Below are 12,920 nucleotides of genomic sequence, written 5' to 3' on the forward strand. Positions count from 1 at the left end.
TCCACCCGGCGATCCAGGGTCCGTTACCAAGTCATCTGCTGATTATTGACATTCATCAGATGACTTGGTTCACTCATGGGAACGAAACTGAAAGGAGGGCCACCATGCCCGGGGTGACCAACAGAGTGATCGTTGTTGGAGCGGGAAACGCAGCGTTGGTCGCGGCAATCGCTGCCCGAGAAGGCGGGGCCGAGGTGCATGTCCTCGAAAAGGCGTCCGAGGAGGAGATGGGCGGCAACACCCGCTATACACCCGGGCTCGTCAGATTTGCATTTGCCGACCCGGCAATAGTGCTCGATCTTCTGCCCGACATTGCGCCGGAGGAGCGCGAAACCATCAGCATCGAGCCGTACCCCGCGGAAGCCTACGCCGCGACGATCCACCGCCTCGGGCAGGACGAAGGCGACCCGGAGCTCGTCGGGTGGCTTGTTTCCGAAAGCTACGACATGATCCGGTGGTTGACCGAGCGGGGCGTGCAGTGGGAGCTGGCGGATATGCTCAGCTCCGCCTCGCCGGAACGACGCAGCTACTACGGAGGTCTGGTCATTCAGGCCAAGAACGGCGGCGAAGGCCTGATCCGGAGCGAACTGGCGAAGGCACACGAACTAGGCGTCGAAATTCATTACGGCACAGCAGGAGTTCGGCTGCTCACCGATGACAGCGGGGTAATAGGCGTCGTCGCGCGAGGACCCGACGGCCACTACCGGGACTGGCTGGGCAAGGTCATACTCGGATCCGGCGGCTTTGAGGCGAGTCCGAGGTTGCGGACAAAATACCTCGGCGAGAAGTGGGGGCGAATCAAGGTTCGCGGCACCCGCCACAACACTGGCAAGCTGCTGACGGCCGCACTCGATGTCGGTGCGCAACCATACGGGCAACTGTCCGGCTGCCATGTCGCTCCGGTCGACATCGCGGCACCAGATCAACAGCCACTGGACGTGCCGGACCGCACACTCGCCACTCTCATCAACTTCCGGGTCGGGATCTGTGTCAACAGTCAGGGCAGGCGCTACTTCGATGAGGGCCAAGGTGTTCCGTCGGAGGTGTATGTCATCGCCGGACGCTCCACCCTCGAGCAACCTGGAGCAATTGGGTGGCAGATCTTCGACGCCAACGGCGTGAAATATCTTGACGAGAAATACGATGCGGCTACGCGCATCGAAGCAAACACGCTCGCTGAACTCGCCGATCTGGCCGGCATCGACGTCGACGGTTTTGTCCGCACAGTTGCGCAGTACAACGCGTCGATTCGTGACGATCGTGAGTTCGACCTGTCCTGCCGCGACGGGAAGGCCACAGTCGGTATCACTCCGCCCAAGTCGAATTGGGCGGCACCGATCGAGAGCGGTCCGTTCGTAGCGTTTCCGACCACCGGGGGAATTACCTTCACCTTTGGCGGCATCAAGGTGGACACCTCGTCGCGCGCGCTCGACGCCGCTAACCAACCGATCCCGGGGCTGTACGCGATTGGCGAGCTAACCGGTGGGTTCTTCTACCACCACTACCCCGCTGGTACCGGGCTCATCCGAGGCGCCATCACTGGCCGAGCCGCCGGCTACCACGCCGCACTACCATGAATCCCCACGTCGCGTCGCCGTGGCGATAGCTGAATTCCCTTTTCCTACATAGCATTCAGAATTCGCGATGCTGGGTAAGATCCGCCCCGCACACGGAGTCTGTGCGGTGTCCACATCACCGGTGGCGGGCAACGGAGCTAGCCACCGGTGATGTGGACGCATAGTCAGCCCGCTCACACCCAACGATCGGCATAGCTGTCTGAGCTCATTTCAACTACCAGAAATTCAACTACCAGAAAGGATTCGCCATGACACACGCCATGTCGTCATCCGATCTCCATTTTCATGCATCATCGCCTGCTCCTTACTCCGAACAACTAGCGACCATCTCGGCCCAGGCGAGGTACTTCTACATCTTTATGCCCGTGCCGGGTCTTAGCTCCCGCTCGCGGACGATTTGCCTGCGGCTATCCGCGAAGCCAGCCGCGTTGCACCCGGGCGCTCGATACGGGCGATTTCGCCCGCTTCGACTACTTCCCAAACACCGCGATCCTGACCTTTTGAACACTGCCAGGCACGGCCGACGCAAGTTCCACCGATCGGTCGGCGGGCGCAGGCGAACCACCCACTATCGACTGGTCGTGCGGCAGCTGACACACCAAGGAGAAAAACATGCCCCGGCCCCCTAATCCGCGGGCTCGCACTAAGCTCCTTGTCGCCGGTCTGCAGCTCTTCCGACTGCACGGGGTCAAGGCCACCGGTGTCAAGGAGATTGCTGAGCGCGCAGAAGTCCCCAAAGGCTCCTTCTACAGCTATTACTCCAGTAAGGACGAGTTCGTGGTGGGCGTACTCGAATACTGCTGGACCGAGCTGGAGCACGAGGTGGGTCCGCTGCTGCGAACCAAACAGCCGCCGTTGGAACGCCTTACAACATACTTTCGCGCCCTGGCCGACGATTACGAACGTCACGCGTACCTGTTGGGTGGCTTGCTAGGCAATGTCGGATTGGAGTTGGCGGCATCCAGCACCGTCGTCGCCGATCGCATGCGCACAATCATGACCATGTGGGAAAAGCGGCTTGCCGCCGTTTTTACCCACGACGACGAGAGCAAACGCCGCGAAGTGGCGGCGCTGATCATCGAGGCGTGGGAAGGCGCGGTGTTCCGCGCGAAGATCGATGGCTCCGACAAGCCCTATGCACGATTCGAGGCGGTCACCCTGCCCCTTCTTACCGACCTATGTGAGGGCGAGACCTAGCCGGCGCCATCGGTTACGTCCGCGGAGTCTGTTACGGGTCGCGGCTGGCCGTGTCTCGGGGCGGTCATCGCGTGTGTCAACCACATCCTCCCGCCTGTCCCAGACGTGTCCCTGGCACACCCGGCGGTCGACCTTGACACAACCGTGAACCCGGCGAAGCACCAAGCGTCCGCCATTGTCGACCAACGATCCGGGACTCCGCAGACGCATGTCAAACAATAGTTAATCCAGCGTGTGCGAGTTACCCAATTAATAGTTAGTCGGTCACTTTGATATTTTCACGTGCTTTTCTACAGATCGACGCAAACTCGCCTTCCACGCGATCGCATGAATGTAATGTCGCTCACAATTCCAGGAATGTAGACCCTACAGTCGATCGGAGGCGAGGATGTTCCCGTTTGTTATCGCCGCGCCGGAGGCATTGGTGGCAGCGTCGCAGGATTTGTCCGGGATCGGTTCGACTATCGAAGCCGCTAATGCCGCGGCCGCGGGTTCGACAACGCAGGTGGTGTCGGCGGCTCAGGACGAAGTCTCGACGGCAATCGTGCGGTTGTTTAGCGGCTATGCCCGGGAGTACCAGGCGATCAGCGCGCAAATGGGCTTGTTTCATACCCAGTTTGTGCAGGCGTTGACTCGCGGTGGGAATTCGTATGGCCTCGCCGAGGCGGCCAACGTAGCGCCGTTACAGATTCTTGAGCAAGAGGTACTACGCGTGATCAACGCCCCCACCAACGCGTTGCTGGGGCGCCCGCTGATCGGCGATGGAGCAAACGGGCCTGCTGGGACCGGGGCCAGTGGCGGGGCCGGCGGGATCTTGTACGGCAACGGCGGCAACGGCGGAAGCGGTGCAGCCGGACAAGCCGGCGGGAATGGCGGCGCCGCCGGACTGTTCGGCAACGGCGGCAACGGCGGAAGCGGCGGCACCGGCGCCGCCGGCGGAAACGGCGGGAATGGCGGCTGGCTCTTTGGTAGCGGTGGGGCCGGTGGCAACGGCGGGACCGGCGCATCCAGTGTCCCGGGTGGAAGCGGTGGCGCCGGTGGCGCCGCCGGACTGTGGGGTAACGGCGGCGCCGGCGGACAAGGCGGACAGGGGGCGGACACGCCCGGTGACGGCGGCAGCGCGGGCGCCGGCGGTTCCGGCGGTGTCGGCGGCGTGATTCACGGCCGCGGCGGGGACGGCGGCGCCGGCGGAGACGGCGGACTTGGCCAGGGCGCCAACTCCACAGGCGGCACCGGCGGCGACGGCGGGATCGGTGGCGCCGGCCGTGGGCTGTGGGGCCATGGCGGCGCCGGCGGACAAGGCGGGCACGGCGGGGAAGGCGGCGACGTCGGCGGCGCTGGCGGAGCTGGCGGAGCTGGCGGCGGCAGCCACGGGCTGTGGGGCAATGGCGGTGCCGGCGGGCAAGGCGGGCAAGGGGGTGACGGCACCGTCACCCACGGGGCCAGCGGCGCGGGCGGGGCCGGCGGCGATGTCTGGCTGATCGGCCAAGGCGGAGCCGGCGGGGATGGTGGGCCATTTGGCGGTGGCGGCGGTCCAGGTGGCGCGGGTGGTTCCGTCGGTCTGATCGGCAGCGGCGGGGCCGGCGGAAATGGTGGGCTCCTTGCGGCCGGTGGTACCGGAGGCACCGCCGGGCTGATCGGCAACGGAGGCGCCGGCGGGCAAGGCGGGATCGGCGGTGGCAACGGCGGGACCGGCGGCGACGCCAGGTTGCTTGGCAACGGCGGCGCCGGCGGAGGCGGCGGGGACGGCGGCTCCGGTCGCGACGGTGGCCTGGGCGGTGCTGGCGGTGCGGGCGGCCAATTCCTGGGCGATGGCGGATCCGGCGGCGACGGTGGAGACGTCGCCTTCACATTCGGCACTGGTGGGGCCGGCGGGGCTGGCGGGGCCGCCAAGCTTATCGGCCACGGCGGGTCGGGTGGCGCCGGCGGGCACAGCGGCTTGGCGACGGCCCTCACAGGCGCGCCCGGCGCCGGCGGGGGCGCCGGAGGCGCCGGCGGGCAATTGTTCGGCAACGGCGGCAACGGCGGAGCCGGCGGTGACGGCGGAGCGGCCAACGCGACCGGCGGGAACGGAGGCGCTGGCGGTAACGGCGGTTCGGCCGGCCTCATCGGCAACGCCGGTTCGGGTGGGAACGGCGGAGACGGCGGAAACGACACAAACCCCAGCACCGGTGGGGATGGCGGGCGCGGGGGTGATGGCGGTAAGGCGAGCCTGATCGGTAACGGCGGCGACGGCGGCGAGGGCGGCAACGGTGGAGTCGCCGGCGGCGCAGGTGGAGGCGGCGGAACCGGCGGCGTCGGCGGGACACTGCTAGGCCAGCCGGGTCAGCCGGGTTCCACTGGCACGCCTGGCTGAGCAGCACGTCGCGGCGCTGTCATGCGGTTCGATCGGCAGGTGCCACGGCTTCCGGCTGGGCTGACATGGGTCGCGCGATATCAGGTGGTGGCTCCTCACGTTGGAATTGCATTGCACATCTGCAGCTATCGACGGAGCTGCCCTTGTGCGTGACCCAAACTGGGCCCATTGCGTGAGACCGCTCCAGATGACGGGAATTTTTGCCTTGAGTTGATCAAGGCTCAACACGGAGTCCGGCAGCGGCAACACCGGGCGATACGTGTTGGCAACGCTGGTCTGAGCTGAGCGGACGAGCAAGGTTAGTCACTGGCAGAAGCGACCGTCTGTCGTTCCCGGCGTTGTTCGCGTTTCCGTCGGCGACGACACATTCGGTGTCCGCCCGTACTGTGCGTCTTCTTTCTGGCTAGTGGGGCACGTCGCGAGGTGAAATAGCTAGTAGGTCCTCTGCGCAGCGCTGGTTTACCCGCACGCTCATGTCGTCGTTTTGCTGAAACCGGATAGCGGCACCTGCCACGCAGACCACGCGAAATACACGTAAGGGGGACCACTCGGCGGATATAGCTGGCGTGTCAGATTGGGGCGAGGCGGAACATGTCGTCGTCGGAGACCGGTTTGATGTTGGCGGTGACGACACGTCTGCCGGTGTTGTCCATGCGTTGGGTTAGCACGAGTTCCATGCGTACTAGATCGCCGTCGCGGTGGCGGGCTTCGATCAGTAGCCAGGTACCCATGACTTTCGCTTCGCCTGATTCCGACCATCGTTTGAGGCCGCGCCGGTGAGCTTCACGGTATTTGTAGGGAACGATGATCTCGACCTTCTTGCCAATCAGCTCTTCGGATGTGTAGCCGAGCAGCTCGGGCTCGGTTACCGCCAGGATCGACCCTTTGTCGTCGGCGTAGATTTCCACTGATCCTCCCAATGTTTCCCTAGTGTTGCGACGGCGATCTGCCGTTGGATGTATGCCTGCGTTGAGCGTCCGTTGTGGATATGTCCCAGCAGATCTGTGGATCAGGAGAATGCGGGACGGGTATGCGGCTGTGGCTCGCACCCCCATCGCGATACCAGCAGGGTTGGGACACGGCTAGTCCAGGGGGAGATTGTCACGGGCGTTATCGTGCAGAGCCATGCAGTTCTTGACCGCGGATTTCAGTGCGCCTTCGACCCAGCGACGGCTGCGCCGGTCGTAAGTTTCACCGGCAAACCACACCCGGCCCAGGGGTTCAATCAGGTCGCGGTAGTGATCCCCCGACATCTCGGTAGGCCGGAACAATCCACCCACGCCCCCGGCCCAGCGATCCGAGCCCCAGTCATGCGCGACCCCGCCCTCAAAGCTGCCAACGGCCTCGGGATACATCAACTCAACGTCGGACAACACCCGCTCGATACGTTCTTCAACGGGCAAGTTAGCAAACACCATGCTGTCGGACTCCCACGTATAGGACCCAATGATCGCGCCCCGGCTGGGGTCGTCGCCCTGGCCGGCCACGGTGAACAACACATTGCGCACCGGCAGATCGGTCACCGCCAACCCCCCCTTGTCGCCGACGATGTCGTCCCACCAGCGCCGGTTGAACCGCAGAAAAACCTTCGCCGCCCGCCCGCAATAGGTCCGCCGTAACGCCGCGTCTTTGGCAGTCGACATCCCCTCAATGGGAATGTGACGCAGCACAATTGGCGGCACCGCCAAAATCACCTCGTCGGCACGGATCGAACCCTCGCGCCCGCCGGCACGCCAATGCACGGTGGCCGTGCTTAGACTCTGCTCAATCCGAGTGGCCTGCACCCCGAAACGGACCAGATGAGCTATCGGCTCAACAAGACGGCGCATCAGTTCCGTGGTGCCTTCCTCCACGTAAAGTAGGTTGGGCCCAAACGCATCAACCCGCACATATTCAGCCCACTCCGAAAATGAGAAATTCAGCCGACCCTCGATGTTATTGACAAGACTTAAACAATTGACCGCTCCCGGCGACAAACCGCGCTCGGTTAACCAGGTCTGAATCGAATATCTATCGAAACGATCCAAGCACTCAAAAAATGCCTCTTCCTCATCGTTGTCCTGACGCTCATAGATCGCATTGACAGGAGCCATCACCCGATCGAGCAACTCAGTCAACGGGCGGTCATCCTCGGGCGGAATATCAAAACCCGCACTCGACGGCAGAAAACCGTCTGGGTGAAAATGGCGACCACCAAAGAAAAACGACTTGTGCTGCAACGGAAACGGCGACACCGTCACGCCGGCCTGCCGAAACACCTCCATCGCCAGCTGGTTGCTCTCCGAAAAACGCATCCCACCAAGCTCGTAATACTGTCCACCAACGCCATCAACGGCCCACAACCTCCCCCCGGCGCGGTCACGGGCCTCCAACACCTGCACCTCATACCCCGCATCGTGCAGCAACCGAGCACACACCACACCGCTAATCCCCGCCCCCACCACCACCACCGAACGATGCCGACCCGGCCGCGGAATCAACCCATCGCGCAATACCTCAAAGCGCCTATCAACCATGAGTGCAACTCCCCTTTCGCCCTCCAAAAAAATTACACCCGATTGCCACGCTGCAAAAGCAATAGACAAACCCACTAATTAACATTGGATTAATAGCCAGACGGTCGTCTATATACATACTTACAACGCTTCCACCTGCCCAAAAAATGCGGCCACGGAGTGGCCAATGACCTTGCACGTAAATGGCGGCCGCGCAGGCATAAGGCTGAGCTAGCGAGCTAACGCTGTGCAGTCACAGCGCAAACTGTTGCTAAGGATTCGGGCTTAGCGGCTTTTCACTGACCGGCAGCCGAAAGGTCAGCACGCGACCTCGACCTCGAACCCACACGCGGGTACATCGGCGGCAGCACGCCCGCACTTCGGTAGCCATCGGCATCGCCGCCACTACTACCGTGGCCACCGTCAGCAAAGACCCACCACCACGTCGGCAATCCCTCCACCGGAGGCGTGGGAAGCTATCGCCCGTGACAACCACCCGGAAACGCTTCAGCGGAGTGGTCCGTGGTCCGTGGCCCGCATGACGGCGCGGGCAGATGGTAGTCGTAGACAGGTTGGCGGCAGCAGCGAGCAACACGCGGTAGCGCCGCTCTTTTGCACAGCACGCGATGAGCCCATCGGTGGCCAGCTCCGGGCGGTGATGCGTGGCCGCGCCCGGCATATCGCTAGGGTGTGCCGTCGGTTCCGTTTTTGCCGGCCAATTTGCCGCCGGGCCCGCCGCTGCCGCCGGGCCCGCCCCCGGTGCCGTTGCCGCCGTTGCCGCCGTTGCCGATCCACTCGGCGCTGCCACCATTGCCACCAGTGCCGCTACCCGAACCGGATGAGGTGCCGGCGTCGCCACCCCGGCCGCCGTCGCCGAATACCAGCCCGCCGGCGCCACCGGTACCGCCGGTGCCTCCGCTGCCACCGAACACACCCGTGCCGCCGGTGCCCCCGGCGCCTCCGGTACCGAATAGGCCAGCATCGCCACCGTTTCCTCCGGCAGCACCGGTGCCGACACCGAAGCCGGCCGCTTCATAGCCAATGCCCCCGGTCCCACCGGTTCCGCCCGCGCCAAAGAGCATCCCACCCCTGCCACCAGTACCGCCAACGCCGCCAGCTCCACCGCTTGCGCCGAACCCGCCGGACCCACCGGTGCCGCCAATTCCCCACAGCCCGGCGTTGCCGCCATTGCCTCCCGCGAAGCCATCGCCGTCCGACAAGCCCCTAGCAGCGCCGCCGGCTCCGCCGTTGCCGAATATGAGGCCGCCGGCACCGCCGTCGGCACCCGCTTGGGGTAAACCATCGCCGCCGGCTCCGCCGTTGCCGAATAGGCCGGCGTTGCCTCCCACCCCCGGGGTTCGGAAGCTGCTGAGGCTCCCACCGCCGTCGCCGCCGTTGCCCCACAGCAGTCCGCCGTTGGCTCCGGGCTGTGACGACCCGCCGTTACCGCCGTCGCCGATGAGCAGCCCGGCCCGACCGGCGACACCACCGACCCCACCGCCGCCGCCGTTACCGCCATCGCCGAACAGGTAGGCGTCGCCCCCGTCCCCACCCAAGGCGGAGCCGCTACGGTCATTCCCGCCGTTGCCGCCGTTGCCGTAGAGCCATCCGCCGTCGCCGCCGGCACCACCGGCACCACTCTGGGCACCGAAGCTGCCAGAGGAAAAGCCGCCGTTGGCGCCGGTTCCGCCGTTGCCGATCAATCCCGCCGAGCCGCCCGCGCCACCGTTACCACCGCTGCCCGGGCCAGGAAATGCAGCGTTACCGCCGACACCGCCGGCCCCGCCATTGCCCCACACCAGCCCCCCGGCCCCACCAGCACCACCGGCCCCAGCATTGCCCGCGCCGTTATCACCACCGGCCCCGCCGCTGCCGCCATGGCCGAACAACCCGGCAGCACCCCCAGCCCCCCCGTCTTGCCCGACACCACCCGAACCACCGTTGCCGCCATTGCCGACCAAGATCCCGCCCGCACCGCCGGCTTGCCCGGTGCCATCGGCCCCGTTAACACCGTCACCGATCAACGGCCGACCCAACAACGCCTCAGTGGGCCCATTGATCACCCCCAATAGCACCTGTTCAACGTTGGCCGCCTCAGCGGCGGCATACGCATCCGCGCCAGCGCGCAACGCCTCAATGAACTGGGCATGAAACGCCGCGGCCTGAGCGCTCAGCGCTTGATAAGCCTGCCCATGCGCACTCAACAGCGCCGCAATGGCCGCCGAAACCTCATCGGCACCGGCGGCCACCACCACAGTGGTCGACGACGCCGCGGCCACATTAGCCGCACTGATCGACGAGCCGATACCAGCCAAATCGGTGGCCGCAGACACCACCACCTGCGGCGCGGCAATCACAAACGACATCACTGTCCCCTCCCACCTCTACAGCGACCGGCCCAACCCAGGTGGTCCCCAATGGCCACGAGCCGAACCATAAAGGTATGTAACACATCCGGATTAGCAATTCGATGAGTTTGGCCGAATCCCTAGGTAAACGTAAGCGATACTGCGCCACGAAGGGTAAACGAGTAATAGATAACCAGTTGGTTATCTATTACTTCCCGGAAGCGTCCCACCAAACCGCTGGCACGTGAGATGGAATGCATCTCAGTTGCCGAAACCGGCCGATATCGGCTCGCGATGACTCAAGCACCGATGCACGTTAGCCAGAAACCGTTCACACGGCGGCTAGCGCCTGCCGCCATGGGCGGCATACGAGCATCGGAACCAGTCCAGTACCAGTCCAGTCGAATCGTTTTACACAAGGCTCGCTTTACCTTGGACCGGGCGCACGGCATGTGTTCACCCGTCCCGCCCCTGAGTTGGCGGCGACGTTGCGGAGTGTGGCCGGAATGGAATCGGCTATCAGCGCGGCGAATACGGCCGCGCAGGGTCGGAGGTGGCAACACGGAAGCGGGCCGTAACCGCAATGGCGCCAACGGCGGCACTGGAGGCACGGGCTGGCTCGGCTGGGGCGGAATCGCGGGTTCCCACCTACGCGCTAAGGCTGCGGCGGCCCTAGGAGCGTTGGCGGACATGGCAGTGCCCCAAGCCACCGCGGCACCTTCGGCGGTAGCGGGCGCGCAAGGTTTCCCGCCACTCCCAGTGGCCCGCAACACGCGACACCAGGCCAATAAGTCGATATTGGTTAATAGCCAGACGGTCAGCTGCATACTGACTCTTCTATTTACGCAATATCGCTTACGTTTACTTAGGGATTCGGCCAAACTCATCGAATTGCTAGTCCGGATGTGTTACATACCTTTATGGTTCGGCTCGTGGCCATTGGGGACCACCTGGGTTGGGCCGGTCGCTGTAGAGGTGGGAGGGGACAGTGATGTCGTTTGTGATTGCCGCGCCGCAGGTGGTGGTGTCTGCGGCCACCGATTTGGCTGGTATCGGCTCGTCGATCAGTGCGGCTAATGTGGCCGCGGCGTCGTCGACCACTGTGGTGGTGGCCGCCGGTGCCGATTTCGGCGGCCATTGCGGCGCTGTTGAGTGCGCATGGGCAGGCTTATCAAGCGCTGAGCGCTCAGGCCGCGGCGTTTCATGCCCAGTTCATTGAGGCGTTGCGCGCTGGCGCGGATGCGTATGCCGCCGCTGAGGCGGCCAACGTTGAACAGGTGCTATTGGGGGTGATCAATGGGCCCACTGAGGCGTTGTTGGGTCGGCCGTTGATCGGTGACGGTGTTAACGGGGCCGATGGCACCGGGCAAGCCGGCGGTGCGGGCGGGATCTTGGTCGGCAATGGCGGCAACGGTGGTTCGGGTGGTGTCGGGCAAGACGGGGGGGCTGGGGGTGCTGCCGGGTTGTTCGGCCATGGCGGCAGCGGCGGGGCCGGTGGTGATAACGGCGCGGGCAATGCTGGGGCCGGTGGTGCTGGTGGGGCCGGGGGGCTGGTGTGGGGCAATGGCGGGGCCGGCGGTGTCGGCGGTAACGCTGCATTTCCTGGCCCGGGCAGCGGTGGTAACGGTGGCGCGGGCGGCTCGGCGGGATTGATCGGCAACGGCGGAACCGGCGCCAACGGCGGCTTTTCCTCTGGCAGCTTCGGTGCCCAGAGTGGTGCCGGTGGTGCCGGCGGCGACGGCGGATGGCTCTACGGCAACGGCGGCAACGGCGGGAATGACCGTAGCGGCTCCGCCTTGGGTGGGGACGGGGGCGACGCCTACCTGTTCGGCGATGGCGGTAACGGCGGCGGCGGTGGGGTCGGTGGTGTCGCCGGTCGGGCCGGGCTGCTCATCGGCGACGGCGGTAACGGCGGGTCGTCACAGCCCGGAGCCAACGGCGGACTGCTGTGGGGCAACGGCGGCGACGGCGGTGGGAGCCTCAGCAGCTTCCGAACCCCGGGGGTGGGAGGCAACGCCGGCCTATTCGGCAACGGCGGAGCCGGCGGCGATGGTTTACCCCAAGCGGGTGCCGACGGCGGTGCCGGCGGCCTCATATTCGGCAACGGCGGAGCCGGCGGCAATGGCGGTAGTAGCGCCGACGGCGGTGCCGGCGGGACCGCCGGGCTGTTGGGCAGCGGCGGCGCCGGAGGCACCGGCGGTAACGCCAGTCCAATAGCCGTCGCTGGAAACGGCGGGGCGGGTGGCAATGGCGGGGCATTGTTCGGCAACGGTGGAGCCGGCGGCGCTGGTGGTGCCGGCCTCGTCACCAACCCCAACGGCGGCACCGGCGGTGACGGCGGTATGGGCGGCCTGATCGGCAATGGCGGTCGCGGTGGCAACGCCGGGATTTCTACCGGTCTTGGCAGCGGAATCGGCGGCAACGGCGGCAACGCCCGGCTGATTGGCAATGGCGGCGACGGTGGCAGCGGCACCGGCGGCGGGCCGGGCGGGGTCGGCGGGACCGGCGGGCAGCTGCTCGGCGCAAAGGGGACCAACGGGGCACCCTAGACGGCTATGGCGCATTGCGGGAGGACCGATGGCAGACCCGGAGCTGTGCAGCCGATCCCATTAGCGCAGAGACGATGATCGAAGCGAATGCAGCGACGGAGGGCTCAACGACCCGGCTGGTGGCGACCCGCTCCGACCATGTGCCAGCGGAGATTGCGCGGTTATTCGGCACGCAGCAGGACTTGAGGGTGGTACGACGTGCAACAAATCCGACCGGGCTGACTGGCAGCTGGGATCGGCGAGCATGCCGGCGCCGTAGAACCGCTATCCGCGTATGGCCTGGCAACGATACTGCAATGCTCGCCGATACCTCATCAGCAGGCCGCGACCAACGCCGCGGTGTTCGACGACGCCGCGGCCGCGCTGGCCACGCTGATCGACGAACTGGTGCCAGCCGA

General features: G+C 65.4%; 6 protein-coding genes and 1 pseudogene. 4 read left to right on the forward strand and 3 right to left on the reverse strand.

The window, feature by feature from the left end; translation table 11 throughout:
- The first annotated feature begins 104 nt into the window (after positions 1-104).
- The 3 genes from tcuA (at position 105) to MB901379_RS22615 (ending at position 5,130) form a co-directional block, all read left to right on the forward strand.
- Positions 105-1,577, forward strand: coding sequence for an FAD-dependent tricarballylate dehydrogenase TcuA (gene tcuA, locus MB901379_RS22605; RefSeq protein WP_158018638.1), 1,473 nt, complete (start codon positions 105-107; stop codon positions 1,575-1,577).
- A gap of 612 nt (positions 1,578-2,189) precedes the next feature.
- On the forward strand, positions 2,190-2,774 hold the full coding sequence (locus MB901379_RS22610; protein ID WP_158018639.1) for a TetR/AcrR family transcriptional regulator: 585 nt from the start codon (positions 2,190-2,192) through the stop codon (positions 2,772-2,774).
- 388 nt (positions 2,775-3,162) lie between these two features.
- A complete protein-coding gene (locus MB901379_RS22615) occupies positions 3,163-5,130 on the forward strand; it encodes a PE family protein (protein ID WP_158018640.1) in 1,968 nt (655 codons plus the stop codon).
- A gap of 569 nt (positions 5,131-5,699) precedes the next feature.
- Here the strand turns inward: MB901379_RS22615 and MB901379_RS22620 are convergent.
- The 3 genes from MB901379_RS22620 to MB901379_RS22630 form a co-directional block, all read right to left on the reverse strand.
- Entirely contained in the window at positions 5,700-6,038 is a 339-nt protein-coding gene (locus MB901379_RS22620) for a PAS domain S-box protein (RefSeq protein ID WP_158018641.1), read from the reverse strand.
- A 174-nt stretch (positions 6,039-6,212) separates the two neighbouring features.
- Entirely contained in the window at positions 6,213-7,646 is a 1,434-nt protein-coding gene (locus MB901379_RS22625) for a flavin monoamine oxidase family protein (protein WP_158018642.1), read from the reverse strand.
- A 662-nt stretch (positions 7,647-8,308) separates the two neighbouring features.
- Positions 8,309-9,991: a PE family protein gene (locus MB901379_RS22630; RefSeq protein ID WP_158018643.1), complete on the reverse strand. Its 1,683-nt coding sequence runs from the start codon at positions 9,989-9,991 to the stop codon at positions 8,309-8,311.
- A 973-nt stretch (positions 9,992-10,964) separates the two neighbouring features.
- On the opposite strand from MB901379_RS22630, the pseudogene MB901379_RS25130 reads away from it, so the two are divergent.
- A pseudogene (locus tag MB901379_RS25130) lies at positions 10,965-12,522 on the forward strand (PE domain-containing protein).
- The last annotated feature ends 398 nt before the right edge of the window (positions 12,523-12,920 follow it).

It is taken from the genome of Mycobacterium basiliense, assembly GCF_900292015.1.
Classification (GTDB): domain Bacteria; phylum Actinomycetota; class Actinomycetes; order Mycobacteriales; family Mycobacteriaceae; genus Mycobacterium; species Mycobacterium basiliense.

Coding starts and splice junctions, on each gene's coding strand:
- MB901379_RS22625 (WP_158018642.1), bottom strand. CDS start 7,646: ATGGTTGATAGGCGCTTTGAGGTATTGCGCGATGGGTTGATTCCGCGG.
- MB901379_RS22615 (WP_158018640.1), top strand. CDS start 3,163: ATGTTCCCGTTTGTTATCGCCGCGCCGGAGGCATTGGTGGCAGCGTCG.
- MB901379_RS22630 (WP_158018643.1), bottom strand. CDS start 9,991: ATGTCGTTTGTGATTGCCGCGCCGCAGGTGGTGGTGTCTGCGGCCACC.
- MB901379_RS22610 (WP_158018639.1), top strand. CDS start 2,190: ATGCCCCGGCCCCCTAATCCGCGGGCTCGCACTAAGCTCCTTGTCGCC.
- tcuA (WP_158018638.1), top strand. CDS start 105: ATGCCCGGGGTGACCAACAGAGTGATCGTTGTTGGAGCGGGAAACGCA.